25 protein-coding genes and 1 other RNA gene are annotated in these 24,285 nt (G+C 39.0%); 9 read left to right on the top strand and 17 right to left on the bottom strand.

Annotated elements, in window-relative coordinates:
• Positions 1-123: 123 nt before the first annotated feature.
• Entirely contained in the window at positions 124-2,913 is a 2,790-nt protein-coding gene (barA, locus tag BTO23_RS00755) for a two-component sensor histidine kinase BarA (protein WP_061030260.1), read from the top strand.
• A 42-nt stretch (positions 2,914-2,955) separates the two neighbouring features.
• Here barA and acpS read toward each other — a convergent pair whose 3' ends face one another.
• The 11 genes from acpS to rpoE form a co-directional block, all read right to left on the bottom strand.
• Positions 2,956-3,336: a holo-ACP synthase gene (acpS, locus tag BTO23_RS00750; RefSeq protein ID WP_061003164.1), complete on the bottom strand. Its 381-nt coding sequence runs from the start codon at positions 3,334-3,336 to the stop codon at positions 2,956-2,958.
• Complete coding sequence (pdxJ, locus tag BTO23_RS00745) at positions 3,336-4,067, bottom strand: pyridoxine 5'-phosphate synthase (protein WP_061013111.1); 732 nt, start codon at positions 4,065-4,067, stop codon at positions 3,336-3,338. Before pdxJ ends, acpS begins: the two co-directional genes overlap by 1 nt.
• Complete coding sequence (gene recO / locus BTO23_RS00740) at positions 4,064-4,780, bottom strand: DNA repair protein RecO (RefSeq protein ID WP_061003168.1); 717 nt, start codon at positions 4,778-4,780, stop codon at positions 4,064-4,066. Before recO ends, pdxJ begins: the two co-directional genes overlap by 4 nt.
• Before the next feature lie 165 nt (positions 4,781-4,945).
• On the bottom strand, positions 4,946-5,911 hold the full coding sequence (gene era, locus BTO23_RS00735; RefSeq protein WP_060991763.1) for a GTPase Era: 966 nt from the start codon (positions 5,909-5,911) through the stop codon (positions 4,946-4,948).
• Positions 5,911-6,582, bottom strand: coding sequence for a ribonuclease III (rnc, locus tag BTO23_RS00730; RefSeq protein ID WP_060991764.1), 672 nt, complete (start codon positions 6,580-6,582; stop codon positions 5,911-5,913). The genes era and rnc overlap by 1 nt, the downstream gene beginning before the upstream one ends.
• A gap of 10 nt (positions 6,583-6,592) precedes the next feature.
• Positions 6,593-7,495 carry a signal peptidase I gene (gene lepB, locus BTO23_RS00725; protein WP_061003170.1) on the bottom strand — a complete coding sequence of 301 codons (903 nt, stop codon included), beginning with the start codon at positions 7,493-7,495 and terminating at the stop codon, positions 6,593-6,595.
• 118 nt (positions 7,496-7,613) lie between these two features.
• A complete protein-coding gene (gene lepA, locus BTO23_RS00720; RefSeq protein ID WP_061003173.1) occupies positions 7,614-9,407 on the bottom strand; it encodes a translation elongation factor 4 in 1,794 nt (597 codons plus the stop codon).
• Between the two features lie 89 nt (positions 9,408-9,496).
• Positions 9,497-9,982 (bottom strand): SoxR reducing system RseC family protein, encoded by a 486-nt coding sequence (locus BTO23_RS00715; protein WP_061013113.1) that lies wholly within the window; start codon positions 9,980-9,982, stop codon positions 9,497-9,499.
• A 5-nt stretch (positions 9,983-9,987) separates the two neighbouring features.
• Positions 9,988-10,965 carry a sigma-E factor regulatory protein RseB gene (rseB, locus tag BTO23_RS00710; protein WP_105062808.1) on the bottom strand — a complete coding sequence of 326 codons (978 nt, stop codon included), beginning with the start codon at positions 10,963-10,965 and terminating at the stop codon, positions 9,988-9,990.
• Complete coding sequence (locus BTO23_RS00705) at positions 10,965-11,585, bottom strand: RseA family anti-sigma factor (protein WP_060991769.1); 621 nt, start codon at positions 11,583-11,585, stop codon at positions 10,965-10,967. The genes rseB and BTO23_RS00705 overlap by 1 nt, the downstream gene beginning before the upstream one ends.
• A 30-nt stretch (positions 11,586-11,615) precedes the next feature.
• Positions 11,616-12,194 carry an RNA polymerase sigma factor RpoE gene (gene rpoE, locus BTO23_RS00700; protein ID WP_061003248.1) on the bottom strand — a complete coding sequence of 193 codons (579 nt, stop codon included), beginning with the start codon at positions 12,192-12,194 and terminating at the stop codon, positions 11,616-11,618.
• A 318-nt stretch (positions 12,195-12,512) separates the two neighbouring features.
• On the opposite strand from rpoE, the gene nadB reads away from it, so the two are divergent.
• Positions 12,513-14,132, top strand: coding sequence for an L-aspartate oxidase (nadB, locus tag BTO23_RS00695; protein ID WP_105062807.1), 1,620 nt, complete (start codon positions 12,513-12,515; stop codon positions 14,130-14,132).
• Between the two features lie 36 nt (positions 14,133-14,168).
• Here nadB and BTO23_RS00690 read toward each other — a convergent pair whose 3' ends face one another.
• Both BTO23_RS00690 and BTO23_RS00685 read right to left on the bottom strand, forming a co-directional pair.
• Positions 14,169-14,459 (bottom strand): hypothetical protein, encoded by a 291-nt coding sequence (locus BTO23_RS00690; RefSeq protein ID WP_245922064.1) that lies wholly within the window; start codon positions 14,457-14,459, stop codon positions 14,169-14,171.
• A gap of 70 nt (positions 14,460-14,529) precedes the next feature.
• Positions 14,530-14,790 (bottom strand): FAD assembly factor SdhE, encoded by a 261-nt coding sequence (locus BTO23_RS00685; RefSeq protein WP_060991771.1) that lies wholly within the window; start codon positions 14,788-14,790, stop codon positions 14,530-14,532.
• 182 nt (positions 14,791-14,972) lie between these two features.
• Between BTO23_RS00685 and ygfZ the strand changes: the two genes are divergently transcribed.
• Entirely contained in the window at positions 14,973-15,929 is a 957-nt protein-coding gene (gene ygfZ / locus BTO23_RS00680) for a tRNA-modifying protein YgfZ (protein ID WP_105062806.1), read from the top strand.
• Positions 15,930-16,472: 543 nt separating this feature from the next.
• Positions 16,473-16,676: a DUF1107 domain-containing protein gene (locus BTO23_RS00675; RefSeq protein ID WP_060991773.1), complete on the top strand. Its 204-nt coding sequence runs from the start codon at positions 16,473-16,475 to the stop codon at positions 16,674-16,676.
• A gap of 72 nt (positions 16,677-16,748) precedes the next feature.
• On the opposite strand, the gene BTO23_RS00670 is transcribed toward BTO23_RS00675, so the two are convergent.
• The 3 genes from BTO23_RS00670 to BTO23_RS00660 are packed head-to-tail and all read right to left on the bottom strand — an operon-like array spanning position 16,749 to position 19,733.
• Positions 16,749-17,960, bottom strand: coding sequence for an FAD-dependent 2-octaprenylphenol hydroxylase (locus tag BTO23_RS00670; protein ID WP_061003178.1), 1,212 nt, complete (start codon positions 17,958-17,960; stop codon positions 16,749-16,751).
• A 2-nt stretch (positions 17,961-17,962) separates the two neighbouring features.
• Positions 17,963-19,150 carry a 2-octaprenyl-6-methoxyphenyl hydroxylase gene (ubiH, locus tag BTO23_RS00665; RefSeq protein WP_170066683.1) on the bottom strand — a complete coding sequence of 396 codons (1,188 nt, stop codon included), beginning with the start codon at positions 19,148-19,150 and terminating at the stop codon, positions 17,963-17,965.
• Positions 19,151-19,163: 13 nt separating this feature from the next.
• A complete protein-coding gene (locus BTO23_RS00660) occupies positions 19,164-19,733 on the bottom strand; it encodes a YecA/YgfB family protein (protein ID WP_060991776.1) in 570 nt (189 codons plus the stop codon).
• Positions 19,734-19,986: 253 nt separating this feature from the next.
• Here BTO23_RS00660 and zapA point away from each other — a divergent pair, with 253 nt between their 5' ends.
• The 5 genes from zapA to serA all read left to right on the top strand — a co-directional run bounded on the left by zapA (position 19,987) and on the right by serA (position 23,426).
• Positions 19,987-20,313, top strand: a complete 327-nt coding sequence (gene zapA, locus BTO23_RS00655; protein ID WP_060991777.1) for a cell division protein ZapA — start codon at positions 19,987-19,989, stop codon at positions 20,311-20,313.
• A 32-nt stretch (positions 20,314-20,345) separates the two neighbouring features.
• Positions 20,346-20,526, top strand: a non-coding RNA gene (ssrS, locus tag BTO23_RS00650) — 6S RNA.
• A gap of 1 nt (position 20,527) precedes the next feature.
• Positions 20,528-21,109 (top strand): 5-formyltetrahydrofolate cyclo-ligase, encoded by a 582-nt coding sequence (locus BTO23_RS00645; RefSeq protein WP_060991778.1) that lies wholly within the window; start codon positions 20,528-20,530, stop codon positions 21,107-21,109.
• A 227-nt stretch (positions 21,110-21,336) separates the two neighbouring features.
• A complete protein-coding gene (rpiA, locus tag BTO23_RS00640) occupies positions 21,337-21,993 on the top strand; it encodes a ribose-5-phosphate isomerase RpiA (protein WP_060991779.1) in 657 nt (218 codons plus the stop codon).
• Between the two features lie 203 nt (positions 21,994-22,196).
• Complete coding sequence (gene serA / locus BTO23_RS00635; RefSeq protein ID WP_060991780.1) at positions 22,197-23,426, top strand: phosphoglycerate dehydrogenase; 1,230 nt, start codon at positions 22,197-22,199, stop codon at positions 23,424-23,426.
• Between the two features lie 82 nt (positions 23,427-23,508).
• On the opposite strand, the gene BTO23_RS00630 is transcribed toward serA, so the two are convergent.
• Positions 23,509-24,204, bottom strand: coding sequence for an oxidative stress defense protein (locus BTO23_RS00630; protein ID WP_061030262.1), 696 nt, complete (start codon positions 24,202-24,204; stop codon positions 23,509-23,511).
• Between the last annotated feature and the right edge of the window lie 81 nt (positions 24,205-24,285).

Here is a 24,285-nt window from a genome sequence, read left to right as displayed (position 1 = left end):
AAGATGTAGCCCTGATTAGTGATCATTTATGTTTCAACTTACGATTTCCGCACAGAATAATTGAGGTTACTCTCCAACTTGATTAAGCTACGCGCTCAAGGAAGTTAATCAGAACGAATAAATATGACAAAATACGGTTTGCGCGCACGAGTCATCACCCTGACATTAGCACCAACATTAATCATCGGTTTGCTACTTAGTGGTTTCTTTACCATGAATCGATACAATGATTTGGAAGCTCAACTTATCTCTAGCGGTACAAGTATCATTGAACCTCTAGCGATTTCGAGTGAGTACGGTATGACGGGTAAAAACCGAGAGGCTGTCCGACGCTTAATAAGCTATGCTCATCGAAAACACTCTAAAATTGTTCGTAGTATTGCCGTATTTGATGAAAAGCATGAACTCTTTGTAACCTCTAACTTCCATCCTAACTTTGAAAGCTTAACGTTCCCAAAAGACAAACCTATCCCTTTATTGCTTGATATTTCATTTCAAGATGAATCTTTAATATTAAGGACTCCTATTCTTCCTGAAGGCCAATTTTCAGCAAACTTTGATTCATCACATATGAATGAGCCTTTGGGGTATATTGCCATAGAGCTCGATTTATCTAGTTTACGATTACAACAATACCAAGAGATATTCTCGGCTTTAATTGTATTAATCCTTGGGTTAAGTTTGTCTGGTGTCTTTGCCTATCGTTTAATGCAGGATGTGACCCAACCTATTTCACACATGGTCAGTGTGGTTGACCGGATCCGTCGTGGCCATTTGAATGTACGTATTGAAAACAAATTACATGGTGAACTAGATACGCTTAAAAATGGTATCAATGCCATGGCGATTTCTTTATCTGAATATCATGTCGAAATGCAGCAAAGTATCGATCAAGCGACGTCTGACTTACGTGAAACCTTAGAGCAATTAGAGATTCAAAACGTAGAGTTAGATATTGCGAAAAAACGAGCTCAAGAAGCAGCTCGTGTTAAATCTGAATTCTTAGCCAACATGTCACACGAGTTAAGAACACCACTTAATGGTGTGATTGGCTTTACACGCCAAATGCTCAAGACCTCACTATCTGCACACCAGCAAGATTACCTACAGACGATTGAACGCTCAGCAAATAACCTATTAACCATCATTAATGACATTCTTGATTTCTCAAAACTAGAAGCTGGTAAGTTACTGCTTGAGAACCTGCCATTTAATGTTCAAGACAGCCTTGATGAAGTGGTTAGCCTTCTTGCTCCAAGTGCTCACGAGAAAGGATTAGAAATTACGCTTAAGATTGATCAACGTGTTCCATCAGGGCTCATTGGTGATCCATTACGTATTCAGCAAGTACTTAACAACCTAGTTGGTAACTCTATTAAATTTACCGAAAAAGGCAATATTGATATCTCTGTTGATCTGAAGCATTTGCATGATGACAGCATCGACCTTCAATTTGTTGTTAGAGATACAGGTATTGGTATTTCTGAACGCCAACAAGCTCAACTTTTCCAAGCGTTCAGTCAAGCTGATGCGAGTATTTCTCGACGCTATGGTGGTACCGGTTTAGGGCTTGTGATTACACAAAAACTCGTGGCTCAGATGGGAGGAGAGATTGGTTTAAGCAGCCGCCTACACCAAGGGTCTACCTTCTGGTTTACAGTTAAAATGGCTCAAACTGAATTACCAATGATTGATGAACGTGACGTTCAACAATTAGATAAGAAAAAACTGCTATTAATAGAGCCAAATATGCAGTCGGCGTCTATTTTACAACAACAGTTCATTCATCATGGCGTGTTTGTTACTTATCGCTCAACTCTGCCTGAAAATATTGAGCCGCATGATTTTGCATTGATCAGCTTAAGTTCAAATGCGAAACCAAGTGCTGAATCATTGAAAGTTATCTCTGATAAATTATCACCTTATTGCCCAAAAATTGTTATAGGCTTACCAAGTACAGAACTTGCTCTAACAGAAAAACTGAATCAACTTGCACAAATAACGTGTTTATCTAAACCGTTTGCTAAGAAAAAATTATTAGATGCATTATTAGTTCAAAATCAATTTGAACAAGTTGCGGCATTACCTGATCTAATGGCATCTCATGATGCTCCACAACGTTTACCGATTAAAGTGATGGCAGTTGATGATAACCCTGCCAACCTCAAGCTTATTTCCGCTCTTTTACACGAACAAGTTGAAACGGTTGTTACTTGTAAAAATGGCATAGATGCAGTTCAACAAGCAACAGAACAGACATTTGATATCATTTTAATGGATATTCAAATGCCTAAGATGGATGGCGTAATGGCGTGTAAAGAGATCCGAAAAACGGTCTTAAATGCTCAAACGCCTATTGTTGCAGTAACCGCTCATGCGATGGAAGGTGAACGAGAACGACTAATCAATGAAGGCATGGACGACTATTTAACAAAACCAATTGAAGAACATGTATTACAACAAGTTATCATTCATTGGAGTCCACTTACTGACAATAGCGATGTCGAAAAAATAACCATCCTTCCAGATGTGATCCCAGAGGCATCGATGGAGGAAGTTCAAGATAATATTGCCGAAAGCATAGATTGGACTATCGCTTTAAAACAATCCGCAGGAAAAGAAGATCTCGCAAAAGAGATGCTACAAATGCTCATAGAGTTCATTCCAGAAGTAAATGGGTGGATAGAAAAAGCTCTTGAAGGGGACTCTTCAGCGGAAGAGCTATGCCACTATATTCATAAATTACATGGCAGTAGCTCTTACTGTGGCGTGCCACGATTAAAGCAATTATGTAATTTAATTGAAACATCACTCAGACAAGAGCAATTAATCACAGACATCGAACCTGAATTATTTGAACTTCAAGATGAAATGGAAAAAGTGACAAAAGATGCAGAACAATGGCTAAGTTGAACAAAGTGTTAGCTCACTTAACCAAAATATTAGAATTATCGCTTAGGATTCAAGGATTACGGTAGCTACCGCATAGTGACGTTCATCAGAAATAGTCAGATGAATATGTGACACATTATGGCGTAAAGAAAGTTCAAGCGCTTTACCAGAAAGCGTTAAGAGAGGTTTACCATTCTCATCATTAGAGACGGTAAAATCATGAAAAGTAACACCATGAGCGATACCGGTTCCTAACGCTTTAGATGCAGCTTCTTTAGCTGCAAAACGTTTTGCTAAGAACCGGCCTTTCTGCTTTAAAGTCTGATATTGTTCAAGCTCAAATTGACTTAAGATGCGTTCAGCAAACGCATCTCCTGAACGAGAAAGGGCTTTTTCTACCCTTTCTATCTCAGCAATATCAGTCCCAAGACCAACAATTGCCATTACTTACGAGCACTTAGCATAATTTTATGCATATCTGCGACCGCTTTATCTAAACCATCAAATACAGCCCTACCCATAATAGAGTGACCAATGTTCAGTTCATAGATTTCTGGCAATGCTGCAATAGCTTCAACATTATGATATGTCAAACCATGACCAGCATTAACAATAAGGCCTTTGCTTGCTGCATAGCTTGCCCCTGCCGCAATTTTTTTCAATTCATCTTGCAACACGTCCTCTGTTTCTGCATCAGCATACGCACCGGTATGAAGCTCAATAAATGGCGCGCCACAAGCAACAGCAGCATCTATTTGCTTATTATCAGCATCAATAAACAGAGATACTTTAATTCCTGCATCTGATAGCGTTTGAGTCGCCGCTTTCACTCTATCAAGTTGACCAACGACGTTTAGACCACCTTCAGTAGTTAACTCTTCACGTTTTTCAGGCACAAGACAAACAAATTCAGGTTGTGTTTCTAATGCAATAGCGATCATTTCATCCGTCACTGCCATTTCTAAATTCATTCGTGTCTGCAGCGTTTCTCGTAAAATACGTACATCACGATCTTTTATATGACGACGATCTTCACGTAAGTGAATCGTAATACCGGCAGCACCAGCACGCTCTGCAATCTCAGCTGCATGTACAGGATCTGGATATTTAGTACCTCGCGCATTTCGAAGGGTTGCTACGTGATCGATATTAACGCCAAGTAAAATTGAACTCATTTTAGAATACTCCTTGTTCTTGGAAGAAATAGCTCCCTACTTTTGAGGGGCTTTCCGCCAAGATACGGCTTTAAGGCTATGCGTGTAAAGCGTTTTGCTGCTTTTAATTGCTCAGGGGTAACAAATCGACGTTCACTAATCGCTATTAATTCATTCCCTTTAAAGCTCATTAATGGGTCATGTCGAATGGACGCCATAAAACCTTTCTGCTCTCGATAACGATATGTCATCTCAGGGGAAACCATTTCACCACTACCTGCACAATGTAAAAAATCTACGCCATAACCCATTGAAGATAACAAAGCTAGCTCAAAGCGTCGCAAAGCAGGTTCTGGATTTTTAGTTTGTGCTAACTCAGTTAAGGCGGTGAGGTAATCAAGAAAAAGAGCCGGATACGGCGTTTCTTGCTCAATGACACGCACAACGAGTTCGTTGATATACATCGCTGAGTATAAATTTATTCCCGTTAATGGAATTGCTAAACTGATGCTTTCAGCTTGACGCAATGTTCGCATAGAGCCTTTACCTGACCATTTCATTAATAGTGGAGTAAATGCTTGCAGTACGCCTTTGAGGTTAGAGCGTTTACTTCGCGCCCCTTTGGAGATAATAGATAAACGACCATACTCTTCGCTAAACACATCTAAAATTAGACTGCTTTCACTATACGGTCTACGGTGTAGGACAAAACAGCGTTGTAAGCCTTCTTCCACGTTTTTTACCTATATAAAATTATTAACTATACGCTTCGCTGACAATAAAGCTTGGTTCCTAAATACTATAAGCTGCTCTCTTTTATAACAAAAAATCCCAAACAACTTAAAATAATGTAATTAAGTTATTCGGGATCCTACTCTAGCTCTTATAGTTTCTAGAAATTACAAATCGTCGATGTAGCCTAGAGAACGAAGTGCTCGCTCATCATCAGCCCAACCCGATTTAACTTTAACCCAAAGCTCTAAATACACTTTGCGGTCAAATAATTCTTCCATATCAATACGAGCTTCACGACCAATCACTTTGATCTTCTCGCCATTCTTACCTACAACCATTTTCTTCTGACCAAGACGCTCAACAAGAATTAGACCATTAATATGAAAGCCATCCATTTTAGGATTGTAATCAAAACGTTCGATCTCAACAGTTACTGAATATGGTAGCTCTTCACCCGTAAAGCGCATTAGCTTTTCACGAATAATTTCAGAAGCCATAAAACGTTGAGAACGGTCAGTCACATACTCTTCAGGGAAATGATGTACCGCTTTTGGTAAATGCTGACGAACTAATTTTTGTACAAAATCAACGTTTGAACCTGATTTTGCAGAAATTGGCACAACATCAACAAAGTCCATCTTTTCAGTCATCGTTTGAAGATGCTGCATAACGTCATTTTTATCTTTAACGTTATCCACTTTGTTTACTAATAAAACCGTAGGGAACTCTGCTTTTCTTAGCTTGTTCAATACCATCTCATCATCTGGAGTCCAATGTGTACCATCAACCAAGAATAATACCAAGTTAACATCGCTCAGGGATGAGTTTGCTGCTCTGTTCATTAAACGGTTAATCGCACGTTTTTCTTCGATATGAAGACCCGGAGTATCCACGTAAATTGCTTGGAAATCCCCATCGGTATCAACACCCATAATACGGTGACGAGTCGTTTGAGGTTTACGTGATGTAATCGAAATCTTCTGACCTAAAATTTGGTTAAGAAGTGTTGATTTACCCACGTTTGGACGGCCAACAATAGCGATAAAGCCACAGTGCTGGTTATCACTTGTTTCTGTTTTTTCTTCTGATGCGAAGTACGCATCTAGATCAAATTCTTTGTCATCTGACATTAGTTTAGTTGTCCTAATGCTATGTCGGCAGCCGACTGTTCTGCCTTGCGGCGGCTGCTTCCTTTGCCGATAACAGGCTCATCCAAGCCTGCTACGATACATTCAATAGTGAACTCTTGATTATGAGCCTCACCTTTAATTTTTGTTACTGTGTACGTTGGTAATGGTTTGCGACGACCTTGCAGGTATTCTTGAAGACGTGTTTTAGGGTCTTTTTGAGATACACCTGGTTCAATAGAGTCAAGACGTGTTTTGTACCATGCTAAAATAATTCCACGAATTACTTCAGTGTCACTGTCTAAATAAATCGCACCAATAATGGCTTCAACGGCATCTGCTAAAATTGAATCACGGCGGAAACCACCACTTTTCAATTCACCAGGACCTAAAAATAGGTAGTCACCCAGTTGAAACTCACGACCTAATTCTGCCAATGTATGGCCACGAACTAAGGTTGCACGCATACGACTCATATCACCTTCATCCACTTTAGGGAATCGGTGGTAAAGTTCATCAGCAACAACAAAGCTCAAAATTGAATCACCAAGAAACTCTAAGCGTTCATTGTGAGTTCCATTAGCACTGCGGTGTGTCAGTGCTAATTTTAGAAAATTTTCATCATTAAATTGATAGCCTATTTTCTTTTCTAGGCGTTGTAGTGGAGAATTCATATTAGTTCAATCAGTCTATGCCACCGATGCGGTTAAAACGCACACCAGTAGGAATAAAGGAAGGCAGCACGCTATCGCTACCACGTTCAAATTCAAAGCTGATCCAGATCCCGACCGCTTTACCCACTAAGTTCGCTTCAGGCACAAAACCCCAATAACGACTGTCGGCACTATTGTCACGATTATCGCCCATTACAAAGTAGTTTCCTTCTGGAACAACCCATTCGTTGTAACCTGGTCGTGGTTGGTACATAGATACACGATCAGATCTCATTGGATTAACCAAAATATTATGCGTTGTATCTTTTGCTAACTGTTCAGTATATTGAACTAAGTTAGTGCGATCTTGCATAAATTCACTGTCTTTCATGTTCGTTAACGGGATGATATTACACTTGCTTTCACCCTTTGGTTTGATACACAACTGCTTTGAAGAGCTATAGATAACAGTATCACCTGGCTCACCTACTACACGTTTAATATAGTCGATATTTGGTTGAGGTGGATATTTAAAGACAACAACATCACCACGCTCAGGTTTTCCTACTTCCACAAGTTGTGTTCGCCAAACAGGGTCTTTAATTCCATAAGAGAATTTTTCGACCAAGATAAAATCACCGACTAAAAGCGTCGGCATCATCGAACCGGATGGGATCTGGAACGGCTCATAAATAAATGAGCGCAACACTAAAACAAGGCCAATCACTGGAAAAATAGAAACAGATTGCTCTATCCACGCAGGTTGTTGGGCAACTTTTGCAAGTGTTGCTTCATCAACTTGTCCATCCGCTTGCACACTTGCTGCTGCAATCTTTTGTTTGCGCTTTGGTGCCAATACGAATTTATCAATAGCCCAAATAACGCCAGTAAATAGAGTTACAAGAACTAAAATCAGTGAAAAAGTGTTAGCCATTTCATTCCCTTAAGTTAAGTGTTGCAATAACAAAGAAAGCGAAGACCATTGATCATCGCTTTCTTTGAGTTGTAATAAAGCTTAGTTTACTTCACTCTGAAGCATCAGGTGTCGTAAATTAATCTTTACCTACATGAAGAATCGCAAGGAAAGCTTCTTGAGGTAATTCAACATTACCAATCTGCTTCATACGTTTCTTACCTTCTTTTTGCTTCTTCAGCAGTTTCTTCTTACGGCTGATATCGCCACCGTAACATTTTGCGATTACGTTTTTACGTAATTGCTTAACTGTCGAACGTGCAATAATGTGAGCACCAATCGCTGCTTGAATAGCAATATCAAACATTTGACGAGGGATGAATTCTTTCATCTTCTCAACCAATAAACGACCACGGCTTTGTGCATTTTCATGGTGAGTAATGATCGCTAATGCGTCAACTCTATCACCATTGATTAATACATCTACGCGTACCATGTTAGATACTTCATAACGTTGGAAGTTATAATCAAGTGATGCATAGCCACGAGAAGTTGACTTCAAGCGATCAAAGAAATCTAAAACCACTTCTGACATAGGAACATCATAGGTTAGCGCAACTTGGTTTCCGTGATATACCATATCGACTTGAATACCACGTTTTTCAACACATAATGTAATTACATTACCTAGGTATTCCGCTGGAACTAAGATATTACAACGAGCAATAGGTTCACGAATTTCTTCTAAGTCGTTTACTGCAGGTAATTTTGATGGACTATCTACGTACAGTAAATCACCATTATTCAAAACAACTTCATAAACAACCGTTGGTGCTGTTGTGATTAGATCCAGATCGTATTCACGCTCTAAACGCTCTTGGATAATCTCCATGTGAAGCATTCCAAGGAAGCCACAACGGAAACCAAAACCAAGTGCAGCTGAGCTTTCTGGTTCATAGAAAAGTGATGCATCATTAAGACTTAATTTGCCTAATGCATCACGGAAGTTTTCATAATCATCAGAAGATACAGGGAATAAACCCGCATATACTTGTGGTTTAACTTTTTTAAAGCCAGGTAGACGCTCTTCACAACCACCTTTAGCGTGTGTTAGCGTATCACCTACAGGTGCACCTAGAATGTCTTTAATACCACAAACAACCCAGCCAACTTCGCCGGTATTTAATCCATCAGTATCAATTTGTTTTGGTGTAAAGATACCAATGCGGTCAATACCCCAAACTTGGCCTGTACTCATTACTTTGATTTTGTCATTTTTCTTTAGTGAGCCATGTTTAACTCGAACCAAAGATACAACACCTAAGTAGTTATCAAACCATGAGTCAATAATTAGTGCTTGTGTTGGGCCTTCAGGATCACCTTCTGGTGCTGGAATTGATTTAACGATAGTTTCAAGAACTTCATCAACACCTAAACCTGTTTTTGCAGAACAACGCGTTGCTTCCATCGCGTCAATACCAACGATTTCTTCAATTTCTTCTGCAACACGCTCCGGATCAGCAGCAGGTAAGTCAATCTTATTTAAGATTGGCACTACTTCTAGGTCCATTTCGATTGCTGTATAACAGTTTGCTAGCGTTTGAGCTTCAACGCCTTGACCTGCATCGACTACCAATAATGCGCCTTCACAAGCAGCAAGTGAACGCGATACTTCGTATGAGAAGTCAACGTGCCCTGGAGTATCGATGAAGTTTAGTTGATAGGTTTCACCATCTTTTGCCGTATAGTCTAGAGTTACACTCTGGGCTTTAATAGTAATACCACGTTCACGTTCTAGATCCATTGAATCAAGAACTTGTGCGGCCATTTCACGGTCTGACAGGCCACCACAAACTTGGATTAGGCGGTCAGATAGTGTTGATTTACCGTGATCGATATGGGCAATAATAGAAAAATTACGAATATGCTTCATGAATGACGTGACAAACTCAATTAGTTAATGGGATTGGATCGTGAGATCAAGTAATGGGATTCTACCCAATTTCATCGCAAGTCGCTATCTTATCCTGCAGCATTTACTGAGATAGTGTCAGAAATCGACTCACCAAGGACTCGGACTAGGCTAACTTGTTGTTCTGTGTTCTGCTCAATACGATGAGAAAGGTGTTTAGCGAAAAAATACCCTCCCCATGCAGAAAGCCCAGCAATGATAATCGTAGTAACTTCACCAATGCCCATTAATGGAGAAATTAACCACTCCGAGAACAGCGCACCAAACAAAAGAAAAAACAAAGGTACTAAATAAACAATAGCGGCAGATTGCAGTAAATTCTTTTCTGGCAACCCAATTTCAACCATTTGTCCTATTGTGAGTTTCTTATCCGTATGAAAAGCCCAGTGATGAACTTTTCCCGGAAGCACCTTAGATACAATGCCTGTCCCACATGAATCTTTAGATGAGCAATGATTACAGCTGCTTTTCTGTTGGCAACCAACCACAACTATGTCCCCTTGAACATCAAGTACCGTTGCTAATGCAGTCATCATAAGTGCTACTTACTCTCACTTTTTAGTGTTGGCATATTAAACACCACCGACTCTGCAATACGCTTTGCCGTTAAAGGTGGAATATCACCAACAACACTAATTTCATAATCGCCTTGGATATAGCTATAAAGTGAACGCCTACCTTGACGGATTGATTGTTCTTTATTACTTAATTTATCAGCCTCTGAGATATAGACAGAAAAATTAAAGAGACCATCAGAATACATGTTGCTCTCAACGGAGCGTTGATTCATAGCTAAACGATAGCGGTTAAAATGAACATCTTTAAATCCATTAGGAAGCCAATTAACTTTCCACGTTGCATGATCCTCTGTCACTGATGGAAGAGGCAATACCTTAGGTAATTCTGCATCACCTAAACGTTGCTTCATGAAATCTGCAATTTGTTCATTCACCGTATACGAAATCACACGATATTGTTCAATAATATCACCTTCACGACTCACTAAATCAGTTCGTAGCGGTAATTTACTACGTTCATCAATCCAAACAATGTAAGAATAACGATTGCCATCTCGTGAAACAATACGAACAACCTGAGCAGGAGAACCCGCCTCTCTAGCTCTACCCATTGAGACAAAGTCATAATACTTTTTCAGTACAACAACATCTTTATGTAACAGGGGAATGATAGGAGCAACAATCGTTTCTGATTGAATAGAAAAAGGTTTATTCCCTTGTTCTAAATACGTTATCTCTTGATTTCGACGAATGACCTCTCTCATAGAACCGCTTAAATAAACAAGATGAGAAAGTGTCATTTTATCTGAATGGGAATGACGATACATAAAAGGGTCTATGCTATTTTGCTTAACTCGAATGTAAGAAAGCTCATAATTTAACTTGTGGCTTGCCTCTCCCATTTGATGCAACAAAGCCTCAGCAGAAGGTGCATCTTCTGCTGAGGCTAATATTGGGAAAAAGCTGACCAAGGCAATAAAGCTGATCAGGATACGTTTCATTATTCTGCCAATAGTGTATTTGTCTCTAATAGATTGCGATCAATTGAACCGTCGTGAGCATTGAGACGAAGTTGCAATTCATAATCTTGCAGCATCGCATTGATACGTTTACGCTGTTCCATCACATCTGCTTCTGTTGATGTTTTCTTAACTAAAGAATCTCGCGTTAAGCTCACAGGTTCAGCCGTTCCACTAAAAGGAATCGTATCTAAAACTTGTATATCACCACTAGTAGCAGGGATCACTCCTGAATCAGCACCGTTGTATTGTTGAACGCCAACAATAACAACTAAAGAAAAACAGGCGGCCATCGCTACTTGACTAAATTGTGTCATCCAGCTTGGTAATGTCTTCTTTGCTTCACTAGGTGTTGGTTGTGAAGGCATAAAATCCGTCACAGTATCATTCATTTGATGAACCGGTTCATCTTCAAGAGCAAGTGCGACATTTGCTGCAATATTCCATTCATTGCTAGCAGGTGCATCCCCTCTCATGACATCACCAATTAAATGGTAATTTTTCCAGGCTTCTGCATTTTCAGGTTGTGATAGCGATTCAATGAACGCATTGTCCATCTCTTCATTATCAATAAACGCAGAAATTTGTTCTTTATCAGTCATTGTCTTCACCGTTTGACCGTTGGAAAATAATTAACGCTGTACTAGCGGTTGGATCTTTTTCTCAACAACTTCACGAGCTCGGAAGATACGAGAACGAACCGTACCAACCGGACACTCCATTACAGCAGCAATTTCTTCATAACTTAAACCTTCTAGTTCTCGTAACGTAATTGCTGTTTTTAAATCTTCAGGTAAACCATCAATTGTCGAAAATACGATTTGTCGTAATTCTTCCGTCAACGATAAATTCTCTGGGTTAGTGATTTCTTTTAATGCACTATCGCCGTCATAATATTCGGCTTCTTCAGCATCTACATCAGATGCTGGCGGTCTACGTCCTTGGGCGACAAGATAGTTCTTAGCTGTATTTACTGCTATACGATACAACCAAGTGTAAAATGCACTGTCCCCGCGAAAGGTCGGTAACGCACGATACGCTTTAATAAACGCCTCTTGCGCCACATCAGGCACATCACCACTATTTTTCACGTAACGAGCAACAAGGTTACATACTTTGTTTTGGTACTTAATCACCAAATGATTAAACGCTTGCTTATCACCACGCTGAACACGCTCAATTAAAACTTGATCTGTTAACTGCTCACTCATTGGAGCGGGTACTCCCATGTTATTCTTCTTAGATGCGCATTAAGTTTACATTACGCAATAGCTAATAACTTTAATTTAGCTATATCACAATTAACTTGAGCACTATGTATGAGTTTCTAATATCTAGAAAGTTCCTTTATTATTACATTTTTTTATCAATTTAATAGTTCCATGATTAACTTTAAGACTTCTATGCGGTTTTTTATGGTCTATTTTTCTATTTTTTATTCTTGATATTTAAGATTCCACCTCAAAATATGACGCAATCTCATAGATTCTGGTAAAATACTCGGATAATCACAGGATAATGATGAATATATGAACATAACCAATGAACACAGTTGTGACGTTTTAGTCATAGGTAGTGGTGCTGCTGGTCTTTCACTTGCACTTAGAGTCGCACCACATGGAAAGGTGATCGTTTTAAGTAAGGGGCCTCGTAATGAAGGCTCAACCTATTACGCTCAAGGGGGCATTGCTGCCGTATTTGATGAAAGTGATACGGTTGAATCTCATGTCGATGATACTCTCGTCGCTGGCGCACATATCTGCGATAAGGACGTTGTTACTTTTATTGCTGAAAATGCAAAACATTGCGTTCAATGGTTAATCGATGGCGGTGTTCCTTTTGATCATGATGATGAAAAAGAAATCGACATCTCAGATCCAAAATTTCATTTAACTCGTGAAGGTGGTCATAGCCATCGTCGCATTCTGCATGCAGCAGATGCAACGGGTAAAGCGATGCAAACTTCGCTACAAGATAATGTTGTTAACCACCCTAACATTTCTATTTTCGAGCGTCATAATGCGCTTGATTTAATCACTGAAGATAAAATCGGTGGTGACACTGATAAAGTCGTTGGTGCCTATATTTGGAACCGTGATGAAGAACATGTTGAAACCGTTCGTGCTAAATTTGTTATTTTAGCCACTGGCGGTGCCTCTAAAGTTTATCAATATACTTCTAATCCTGACGTCTCTTCAGGTGATGGTATTGCGATGGCTTGGCGTGCTGGTTGTCGTGTTGCGAACTTGGAGTTCAATCAGTTCCACCCAACTTGCCTATTCCACCCTGACGCTCGTAACTTCCTAATGACAGAAGCATTACGTGGTGAAGGCGCTTATTTACGTCGTCCTGATGGCACTCGCTTTATGCCTGATTTTGATGAACGTGGTGAATTAGCTCCTCGTGATGTTGTCGCTCGAGCTATCGATTTTGAGATGAAGCGTTTAGGTGCCGACTGCATGTATTTAGACATCAGCCATAAGCCTGTTGACTTTATTCATCATCACTTCCCTACTATTAATGAAAAACTGCTTTCATTCGGTATTGATATGACCAAAGAGCCAATACCTATTGTCCCAGCAGCCCATTACACCTGTGGCGGCGTTATGGTTGATAAGCAAGGACAAACGGATATTGATGGTTTATTTGCGATTGGTGAAGTCAGTTATACTGGGCTTCACGGTGCGAATCGATTGGCGTCAAACTCATTATTAGAGTGCGTGGTTTATGCGTGGTCTGCTGCCGAATACATCATTAAAGACATGGAAAACCGAGAACTACCACCATCGTTACCAGCATGGGATGAAAGCCAAGTTGAGTGCTCGGATGAAGAAGTAGTAATTCAGCATAACTGGCATGAATTACGCCTATTTATGTGGGATTACATGGGCATCGTTCGTACTGATAAGCGTCTAGAGCGAGCACTTCGCCGAATTCAATTATTGAAGCAAGAAACACACGATTATTACAGTAACTTCCGTGTATCTAATAACTTAATTGAATTACGTAATTTATTAGACGTCTCTGAATTGATGGTTCGTTGTGCGATGGAGCGTAAAGAAAGTTGTGGTCTTCATTACACCCTAGATTACCCTGAAGCTCTAGAAGAATCAGGTCCAACGATTTTAGCGCCAAAAGACTTTAAATAAAGTGTTTGAACAAACAAAATAAACACTAGCTATTACTTACCTTAAGAGCACCATTAATTGATGGTGCTTTTTTATATCTATCGTATCGCTAAATAGATAAAAATAACGCCCTGTGTACTCATTTTTAGCGTAAATAACACTTAAGCTTCGACTTAGCCAAAGTGCTCGAGTTACAACCCAATCACGGTGATCATCAGACTCTTTATCTGTAAATGTGTATGAACCTTGCTGTTCTAAAAGGGAGTGATAAATAAGAATAAGATGATGGTAGCCATAATGAAAAAGAAGAGGTAATAAAGGGAATGGAACAATATCAATTAATAACATCGCCCACCCAACGCATAGATAACAACCATGCAAAGTAAGATAGGCGACATTAGAAAAGTTAAGAGTGACCTTAACGGAGTTTACTGAGATTATGCTCAACAATCTTATCTATAATTGCAGCATGAGCAAGATTGTCACTTCGGCCGTGGCCCATGATCCAAGTAAACAAATCAGGATCATCACACTCTAGTAATGAAACAAAGCCTTGTTGCTCAGCTTCGGTAAGCTCTTCAAAACATTCATCAAAAAATGGCATTATTACCACATCTAATTCCAGCATCCCACGACGGCAAGCCCACTTGACTCGTGCTTTTTCTTCGACACTGTACATACTGTCCCCTAGATTAAAAATAGAAATAATTGGCCTGAGTTTATCAGTCTCTCTCTATGACAACCATGATCTAAAGTCACAAGATGAACAAGATGAGACATTAAACTACTTGTTTCTTTTTACTGACATTTAAAATGTAGGCATTTACTATAAAGGAAATAATCTAACCAAATAAGAATTTCATGATGAGCACTCTATTTCCAGCGTTATCAATAAAAAAAGACGATACTCTTCCAAGCTTTGCGATTTCTGAACTGAATGATTGGGCGTTAATCACAATGGTTGGTAACGATAAAAAATCTTACCTACATGGCCAAGTAACTTGTGATGTAGTTGCTTTATCTCAAAATGAAATTACCTTTGGTGGTCATTGTGATGCAAAAGGTAAATTATGGAGCATATTCCATCTTTTCCACCACAATGAAGGTTATGCCTTATTCCAGCGCAGAAGCTCGGTAGAAACAGAACTTACTGAAATAAAAAAATACTCAGTGTTTTCTAAAGTAGACATCACCATTAGTGATGAAGTCTTACTTGGCTTTACTGGAGAGGAAGCTCAAACCTGGATTAATAATAATACCGACTCACAAGAAGATGTACGTACCTCTGCATTTGGTACTTTTGCAAAAATCGGAGCTTTGCAATGGTTACTTGTTACCACTATAGCTCAAAAAGAAGAGCTACTTTCTTCTGTAACTGAAGCGACATTATGCGACGAAGAATTGTGGACTCTGTACCAACTACAACAAGCTTTCCCTCAACTTGATTCAGCATTAAGCAATGAACATATTCCTCAAGCCATGAATCTTCAGGCTCTTGGTGGCATCAGCTTTAAAAAAGGGTGTTATACAGGTCAAGAAACGGTAGCAAGAGCTAAATATCGCGGAATGAATAAACGAGCGATGTATTTATTATCAGGACATTCAGAACAAACTCCAGTAGCTGGAGATGCTATTGAACGTAGTGTCGGGGATAACTGGCGTAAAGGTGGCGTGATCGTATCAGCCTTCCGTTTTGCTGGCGGTGAAACGATCGCTCTCGCTATTCTTCCAAATGATCTTGATGAAGATTCTCAATTTAGGCTTCAAGATTCAATCTGGGAAAAACAGTCTCTTCCTTATTCACTAGATGAAGAGTAAAAGCAATCAACAGTCTATAAATAATTAACTGCTCTTAATTGTTTCGAGAATAGGATTAAATTACATCATTACATTCTAAAGTTGATCTTAAACGCACAATTAAATGATAAGAACTGCATTGTTATTTATTTATTATGAATAAGTAGCAATTTAGTAATTCATTAGCTATCTTAATTATGTTCTTTTCTTACGAAAGAACGCATAAATTGTTTAACTCCAAACAATTTACTCCAATATACCTATATATATTGGAAATGCATCTGTGACTATTTGCCCGAATTTATTTCGGGCTTTTTTTTATCTATTTCTAATTCCCCCCTCAGAAATATTATTTAATACCGAATAAAGATCAAATTTAAGAATATAAAAACACAAAAAATAATACCTTCATCACTCTATCCTATTTTTGTAACACTATCGTCACCTTTTCTGTTTTATAATAGCTATGAAAGTAATATCGATAATGCTAATTAAAATTCATTTATTAGCACAATAGGTATAAAGGAAATGCTTTTATAGTATTAATCACTAAAGGATAATGTGATGCGATTTTTTAAGCACTATGCCCCAGGTATGATTGCTAAACATATTAGTCGACTGTTTAACGGAAAGATTCATATTCATGGTATTGGAGAGTTTAGATTTGAAGCGGGAAAACTAATTGTTCCTTCTCAAGCTGAACGTGAACAATATAGAATGATAAAAGAGATTAACTTGGAAGTAGCTCGATTAAGACTTTCTTATTAGACTCATATGTAAAATCGATACAAATAAAAAAGGTAGCTTAGGCTACCTTTTTTATATCTTATGCTCTAAAAATTACTTTTTCGTTGCCATTTTAGGCAATCGACCAGATAGACCTAACGCTCTTTTTAAGCACTCATCTTTTACTGGAGTTACTTCATTAGTAAGAGACATTCCAATCCCTCTAACCAATTTTTTAATCGGATTGGAGCCTGAAAACAACGTTTTAAACCCTTGCATTGAAGCGATCATCTGTGCAGCTTCTGCTTTTCTCCAACGCTCAAAAGGCCTCAAGTTAGTCTTCAAACCAATATCTTTACCTTCTAGGTGCAATTCGATAATAGTTTCCGCTAATGCTGCTGCATCGGCTAAACCTAAATTGACCCCTTGTCCTGCTAATGGATGAATAGTATGAGCCGCATCACCTACTAATACTACACGCTCTTTTACAAAATCTTTGGCGTAGCGCATTTTTAAAGGGAAGGCTTGACGCTCACCCTCAACTTCGCATAAGCCTAACTGATTATCGAATCCCGCAGTTAATTGCTTATTAAACTCTTCTTCGGGCATTGATACTAAATCTTCTGCATGAAGAGGGTCTAATGACCATACTATTGAGCTTAAATTACTCTCCCCCAAAGGCAAAAATGCCAATGGTCCTTCTGGTCTAAATATTTGACGTGCAGTTTTATTATGTGAATCGACTGTTCTAATATTTGCCACAAGTGCACTATGTCCGTAGTCCCAATGCGTTAACGGAATATCTAATTGCTGACGTAACCATGAGTTAGCACCATCAGCACCAACCACCAATTTAGCGGTAATTGCCTTACCCGATTCTAGATTTATCCACGCTTCGCTTTCACCAAATAGAATTTTACTGCAACGTTCAGGGGCAAATACTGTCACATTGTCTTGCTTCTCTATTTTTTCAAGCAATGACAATTGAATCACTCGATTTTCAACAATGTGCCCTAAATTACGCTGTGCAATCTGTTCTGCTTCAAAATCAATATGAGCGAAACTGTCTTGTTCCCACACTTTCATTGACGTATATGGGGCTGCTCGACGAGAAACAATACCTTGCCACGCTCCAACATAATCAAGAATATTTTCACTGGCTCGGCTAATAGCTGATACACGAACATCAGGTAAATTATCTAACTGAGTATCAGGTAATTTACTTTCGATCACCGCCACTCTTAATCCACTTTTTTCTAATGCCGCAGCCACAGTCAAACCGACCATGCCACCACCAATAATTGCAACATCTACACTTTGCATCATAATTATCTATTCACTCTGCCCATTGCTCGTAATGTCAGGGGCTTTAAAAAAGAACGGAACATATCAACAGCACGCAAACTTACGTTTCTTCCAATAACCATTGGAAATGAATTATTTGCGAAAATAGAAACCAATCCTGCTGTCATTGTAATTGTCTGTATTTGATCTGACTGGCGTCGTTTTTGATATTCAGAAAGTACACGATATTCACCAATATCACCCTCAGAACGATGCGCTTTAGTTAAGCATTCTGCCAATGAAAATACATCTCGAATTCCCAAGTTAAAACCTTGTCCTGCAATTGGATGCAATGTTTGAGCTGCATTACCAATAGCAGCAAAACGATGAGAGATGTATTGTTTTTGACGACGTAACCACAATGGGTAATGTGCTCGTTTTCCTGTTTTAATAAACTGACCTAAGCGCCATCCAAAAGCTCGCTGCAGGTGCTCTAAAAAAGCGTCATCATCATATCCGAGTATTTGCTTTGATTCTTCAGGACTCACACACCATACTAATGAACTTCGTCCTTGTGACATAGGCAGCAAAGCCAATGGTCCATGTTCTGTAAAGCGTTCAAATGCTTTGCCGTGAGGATGAATGCTTGTCGTTACATTCGCAATAATCGCTACTTGTTGAAAGTCATTATTCTCACTTTCAATATTCATTATGTTACAGGTCTTTGATTCTGCCCCATCAGCCGCCACGATAAGAGAGGTGGAAATGACCTCTCCCGTCGATAGTGTTAATGTTGATGACGAAACATCGCGTTTGATATCAACAACAGAAGCTGGGCAAAAAAGCTCTATATTATGAGAATTCATTAGCTTTTGATGATAAAAAAGACCAACATCGGTTAACTCAACCACATAACCTAAAGCATCAACATTCAGTTCTTTAGAGGTTAATTCAGTCAGCCCCATATGATGTCGGTCTGACACATGAATATGATTTATAGGTGTCGAAAATGAGTCAATATCAGACCAAAGTTCAATATCTTGTAATAGTTGAGACGTCCCACTAGATAATGCAATACTTCTTGAATCATAACCAGGGTGTTGATCCAACTTTGGCTCGACTGCCTCTATCACAGCAATAGATAATGTATCTTGATTCATTTTTTCTAGCGCCAACGCTAAGGTCGCCCCTGACATGGCCCCACCCACGATCACTACATCATAATGTGTCATAGCGTTACCTATATTAATGCACAGCTTTAGAAGCGTCGTTATGTACTTTTTGACCTAATTCAGCATGGATAGTCAGTACACAAATACGCACATGCTCAATAACTTGTTCAAATAGATTTTCTTGCTCTTCAAGATCATCTTCTTCATCAATACCTAAGCGAGCAATTTCTTCTAAATCTAATAACGCTTCTTTTAGAGATTCAGACGCTTTATCTAGCTTTAATTCAACTAAACCTAGCCCTGAAATAAAGTGATTAACCCACTCACTTAATCCATCAGCTCGGTTCATTAACGTTTCTGTACCATCAGGGATAAGCATATCTAAAGCAAAATTATCCGTGCTTAGTTCTGCTACTGTGCATTGAAAAATAGCGCTACCCATTTGAAGGGCACTATCTGGCCATCCCATTCCATCGTTTGTGTAATCAAAAATAAGGGGTTTCCACGTTTTATCGTCTAATGGAAGCCCGCCGCTTATCATCCCCACAAGTAAACCATGCAATTCTGCTGGAGTTACCGCTAATCCACTGTCTTTTAAGGCTGACTCTACAGTCAGGAAGGTTGGCATTTTAATTGCGCTCATGGGGTGATCTCTGATTTTATGAATAGTGCCACCATGCTACCACTTTGCGCATTTTCAGAAAACTCACGATCTCTCGCAATTGGGTATATTTTCATCAGATTGTTGTTTTATTAAGAATATAGTTAACCACCATCAACAAAGAGAGGGGAAATACTTGAATCTTATTCACGCATTTCTTATAGTTTCATTCACTTATCACTGATGTATTTTTAAATCAGTGTATTCTTCTAGTTTAACGATGAGTAATGTATTGATGACAAGCCAAGCCGTGCAAGTCCAAATCTTAGGACGAGCCATCAAGGTTAACTGCCCTGCTGGTCAAGAAGCTGCGTTGAAAGAAGCAGCAAAAGATTTAGATAATCGAGTAAATGAATTATCTGAACGAACTAAGGTAACCAATACTGAGCAATTATTAACAATTACATCGTTAAATATCTGCTACGAACTTCATATGGCGAAAAAAGAAGCAAGTAATCACTCTTCTGCTGTTTATGAGCGAATGGGACTGCTTGCTAGCGCATTAGAAGCGGCAATTTCTACCGTAAAGCCTAGCCAAACAGAAGAAAATACGGCAGAATAGGCACTATCGCTAAGGACAGCAAAAGAATCAATTTTACCCTGAAGTGTTTGTAGGCGGATCTATGTCCCTGAGCCGATAAGCACAAATTAGGGTTAGTATTTATTTACTATTGAGCAAGCTCGGCTCGTACTGAGAAGCCTACGGTAAATTTTGCTGATCCGCCTTGAACCGAGGGTTCAAGGGCTACGACCACTACGGTACTTTGGGGTATTCCATGACATCTCGTCGACAGATTCGACAATCAATTCGCCAACATCGCAACGCGTTATCCCCTCAAGAACAAACACAAGCCGCCAAAGACCTTGTCCTCCAGTGCGCGAACGATCCTTATATTCAAAAAGCAAAATCCATCGCTATCTACCTTTCTGTTGATGGTGAAATAGATACTTCATTACTAATTGAGTGGCTTTGGCAACAAGGTAAATCCGTCTATTTACCTGTTATTGACCCTTTTAGTAAAGGACATCTACTTTTTCTTCAGTACCATTCTACGACTACACTTTTATTAAATAAATATCAAATCCCTGAGCCAAAGTTAGACAAAACTCAAATGGTTCCCGTTAATGAGCTTGATATCATCATTACCCCTCTTGTCGCTTTTGATCAAACAGGCAACCGCTTAGGTATGGGAGGCGGTTATTACGATCGCACCTTGGTTAATTGGCATCATTCTCAAACAGGCCCAATGCCACTTGGAATTGCACATGCTTGCCAACAAGTTAAATTACTGCCAATCGAATCTTGGGATGTTCCATTACCTCGAATTATTACCCCAACCCAAACATGGCATTGGTAAAGTAAAAACACGTACAACGCTCTTATTTTCATTATCGAAATACCACTTACAAATAAATCACCTATCAAATTGAAACACTAAGCATCTTTCCATGACATCAAAACGAAAACGTTTGCATTAATTCTGTTTTTTCTTGTTTATTGACTTATTTTTTCTGACGAAGAAAAATCGGTACGTTATAATCGAGCCGTTTTATTTGAACTCTATTATTTCACTAGGAGAAGGTCATGACTCAAGACGAGATGAAAAAAGCGGCTGGTTGGGCAGCGTTAGAATACGTAAAAGCTGGCAGCATTGTTGGTGTGGGTACAGGATCAACAGTAAATCATTTCATCGACGCACTTGCGACCATGAAAGGTAAGATCAAAGGCGCAGTATCAAGCTCTGTTGCATCAACTGAAAAGCTAAAAGAGTTAGGAATCGAAGTTTTTGATTGTAACGATGTTATCAGCCTTGATGTTTATGTTGATGGTGCTGATGAAATCAACGGTAAAAACGAAATGATTAAAGGCGGCGGTGCAGCTCTTACTCGTGAAAAAATCGTTGCCGCTATCTCTGAAAAATTTATTTGTATTGTTGATGATACAAAACAAGTTGAAGTATTAGGTCAATTCCCTCTTCCAGTTGAAGTTATCCCAATGGCTCGCTCTTACGTAGCTCGTGAGCTAGTTAAATTAGGTGGTGATCCTGAATACCGTCATGGCGTGACGACTGATAACGGTAACGTTATTTTAGATGTCCACAATATGAAAATTACTAACGCAAAAGAGCTTGAAGATAAAATCAATGCACTTCCTGGCGTAGTAACGGTTGGCTTATTTGCTCACCGCGGTGCAGATGCACTATTAGTTGGCTCTCCTGACGGTGTAAAAAAGTTCGTTTAACCCAATAAACCTACCTTTTACCCCTTAAATCTAAGGGGTAAAATGTCATTTGATTACAAACGGTGCTCATTAGTACCGTTTTTTATTAACTATTCCGTAATTTTCTTACCCAAACTGATTATTTTTTGATACTTTATAATCATCAATAAATAATCACTTCCCATCAATCATTATTGATTTTGTTTTTAAGGATAAGAACGACCATGGCAAAAGTATCTCTGGAAAAAGAAAAAATTAAAATTCTTCTTTTAGAAGGATTGCACCCATCTTGTGTTGAAGTCTTTCAAGCTGACGGCTACACCAACATTGAATACCACAAAGGTTCATTGTCAGAAGAAGAGTTGCTTGAAGCAGTAAAAGATGTCCACTTCATCGGTTTACGTTCGCGTACTCAACTTACTCAAGAAGTGTTTGATGCTGCTAATAAATTAGTTGCTGTGGGTTGTTTCTGTATTGGTACTAACCAGGTTGACTTAACAGCAGCAGCAAAACGCGGTATTCCAGTGTTTAATGCTCCTTTCTCTAACACTCGTAGTGTGGCAGAACTCGTATTAGGTCAAATTCTATTACTACTTCGCGGTATCCCTGAAAAAAATGCTCAAGCTCACCGTGGTGTTTGGAAAAAAAGCGCAGACGCTTCTTTTGAAGCGAGAGGCAAACGTTTGGGTATCGTCGGTTATGGACATATCGGTACACAATTAGGCATTTTAGCTGAAAACCTTGGCATGCGAGTTTACTACTACGATATCGAAAATAAGCTTTCATTAGGTAACGCGACTCAAATAGCAACCATGAGTGAATTACTGAATAAATGTGATGTGATCTCTCTTCATGTGCCAGAAACAGCAGGCACAAAAGACATGATGGGCGCTGAAGAATTTTCTAGAATGAAACCTGGAGCTATCTTTATCAATGCAGCACGTGGCACTGTGGTAAAAATTCCAGATTTATGTGATGCACTTGAATCAGGGCATCTTGGGGGAGCTGCTATTGATGTATTCCCTACAGAGCCAAAAACAAATGCAGAACCATTTGAGTCACCATTACAGAAATTTGATAATGTAATTCTTACGCCGCATGTTGGTGGATCAACTCAAGAAGCTCAAGAAAATATAGGCGTAGAAGTAGCAGGAAAATTAACGAAGTACTCAGATAATGGTTCAACGTTATCTTCTGTTAACTTCCCAGAAGTATCTCTTCCATTACATACAGATACATCTCGTCTTCTGCATATCCATGAAAACCGTCCTGGTATTTTGACTAAAATTAACAGTATTTTTGCAGATGAAGGCATTAACATTGCAGCTCAATACCTACAAACATCAGCAGAAATGGGTTATGTAGTTATTGATGTTGAAACCGCTCGTTCAGAAGAAGCGTTAGCTCAACTTAAAGCAATTGAAGGCACAATTCGAGCACGTATTCTCCACTAGAATATACACACTTTAGCGATATTATTAAAAAATGGGTTACCTTTATAGGTAACCCATTTTTCTATTTAATTCCTTTTAGACATTAGTCTTTAAGGCGGTATACAACAGAAACAGAATCACTAATTACCATTTGAGTATCTTGGTAGCTTTCAGAGGCATCAGATGCCATATCCATTCTCATACTTTTCATTAAGACAGGTTGACTGTAATTATTATGATAAGAGATTTTCCAAACACCTTTTATCGCAGTACCAAATCCTTTAGCTAATGACGTCGCTTTATCATTTGCATCTTTAATTGCTTCTAGACGCGCCGCTTCGATATATTCTTTTTCTTTACTTGTCTTTAACTCAATATGATTAATACGGTTAATACCATCGCCTAAAGCTTTATCTAAGTAGCCATTCAATTTATTTAGGTCGAGAACGGTTACTGTTATATTACGGATCGCCTTATAACCGACTAACTCTGGTTTTTTTCCTTTTGGATAACGATATTCAGGCGTTAGACGAATATTGCCGCTATTAATATTTTCACGCTTAACACCCTGAACTTCTAAACGAGCAAGAAAACCAGTTACAGCCTTATCTGCAGCTTGTTTTGCTTTTTCTGCTGTTGCTTTATTTTCAACAACATCAACAGAAAACTGAGCCATATCAGGAACAACAAATACCTCACCTTTTCCTGATACTTCTATATGAGGAAAATCAGGAGATGATGCAAAAGCAATAGGAGAAAAACAGGCAGATAAACACAGTGCAGTTATAATTTTTTTCATTTTAATTTTCTCAAGATAACATTATATTGTTATGACCATAATCGGTGTAAATAATTCCCTTTTCTGGCCTCTTTTACCCCA

Origin of the sequence: Aliivibrio sifiae, assembly GCF_002954715.1 — a bacterium.
Classification (GTDB): domain Bacteria; phylum Pseudomonadota; class Gammaproteobacteria; order Enterobacterales; family Vibrionaceae; genus Aliivibrio; species Aliivibrio sifiae.
This window is presented reverse-complemented; position numbering and strand designations above follow the sequence as displayed.

Bases quoted from the DNA above. Each gene is read 5' to 3' on its own strand.
- barA (WP_061030260.1), top strand. From the start codon at position 124: ATGACAAAATACGGTTTGCGCGCACGAGTCATCACCCTGACATTAGCA.
- acpS (WP_061003164.1), bottom strand. From the start codon at position 3,336: ATGGCAATTGTTGGTCTTGGGACTGATATTGCTGAGATAGAAAGGGTA.
- pdxJ (WP_061013111.1), bottom strand. From the start codon at position 4,067: ATGAGTTCAATTTTACTTGGCGTTAATATCGATCACGTAGCAACCCTT.
- era (WP_060991763.1), bottom strand. From the start codon at position 5,911: ATGTCAGATGACAAAGAATTTGATCTAGATGCGTACTTCGCATCAGAA.
- rnc (WP_060991764.1), bottom strand. From the start codon at position 6,582: ATGAATTCTCCACTACAACGCCTAGAAAAGAAAATAGGCTATCAATTT.
- lepB (WP_061003170.1), bottom strand. From the start codon at position 7,495: ATGGCTAACACTTTTTCACTGATTTTAGTTCTTGTAACTCTATTTACT.
- lepA (WP_061003173.1), bottom strand. From the start codon at position 9,407: ATGAAGCATATTCGTAATTTTTCTATTATTGCCCATATCGATCACGGT.
- BTO23_RS00715 (WP_061013113.1), bottom strand. From the start codon at position 9,982: ATGATGACTGCATTAGCAACGGTACTTGATGTTCAAGGGGACATAGTT.
- rseB (WP_105062808.1), bottom strand. From the start codon at position 10,965: ATGAAACGTATCCTGATCAGCTTTATTGCCTTGGTCAGCTTTTTCCCA.
- BTO23_RS00705 (WP_060991769.1), bottom strand. From the start codon at position 11,585: ATGACTGATAAAGAACAAATTTCTGCGTTTATTGATAATGAAGAGATG.
- rpoE (WP_061003248.1), bottom strand. From the start codon at position 12,194: ATGAGTGAGCAGTTAACAGATCAAGTTTTAATTGAGCGTGTTCAGCGT.
- nadB (WP_105062807.1), top strand. From the start codon at position 12,513: ATGAACATAACCAATGAACACAGTTGTGACGTTTTAGTCATAGGTAGT.
- BTO23_RS00690 (WP_245922064.1), bottom strand. From the start codon at position 14,459: ATGTTATTAATTGATATTGTTCCATTCCCTTTATTACCTCTTCTTTTT.
- BTO23_RS00685 (WP_060991771.1), bottom strand. From the start codon at position 14,790: ATGTACAGTGTCGAAGAAAAAGCACGAGTCAAGTGGGCTTGCCGTCGT.
- ygfZ (WP_105062806.1), top strand. From the start codon at position 14,973: ATGATGAGCACTCTATTTCCAGCGTTATCAATAAAAAAAGACGATACT.
- BTO23_RS00675 (WP_060991773.1), top strand. From the start codon at position 16,473: ATGCGATTTTTTAAGCACTATGCCCCAGGTATGATTGCTAAACATATT.
- BTO23_RS00670 (WP_061003178.1), bottom strand. From the start codon at position 17,960: ATGATGCAAAGTGTAGATGTTGCAATTATTGGTGGTGGCATGGTCGGT.
- ubiH (WP_170066683.1), bottom strand. From the start codon at position 19,150: ATGACACATTATGATGTAGTGATCGTGGGTGGGGCCATGTCAGGGGCG.
- BTO23_RS00660 (WP_060991776.1), bottom strand. From the start codon at position 19,733: ATGAGCGCAATTAAAATGCCAACCTTCCTGACTGTAGAGTCAGCCTTA.
- zapA (WP_060991777.1), top strand. From the start codon at position 19,987: ATGACAAGCCAAGCCGTGCAAGTCCAAATCTTAGGACGAGCCATCAAG.
- BTO23_RS00645 (WP_060991778.1), top strand. From the start codon at position 20,528: ATGACATCTCGTCGACAGATTCGACAATCAATTCGCCAACATCGCAAC.
- rpiA (WP_060991779.1), top strand. From the start codon at position 21,337: ATGACTCAAGACGAGATGAAAAAAGCGGCTGGTTGGGCAGCGTTAGAA.
- serA (WP_060991780.1), top strand. From the start codon at position 22,197: ATGGCAAAAGTATCTCTGGAAAAAGAAAAAATTAAAATTCTTCTTTTA.
- BTO23_RS00630 (WP_061030262.1), bottom strand. From the start codon at position 24,204: ATGAAAAAAATTATAACTGCACTGTGTTTATCTGCCTGTTTTTCTCCT.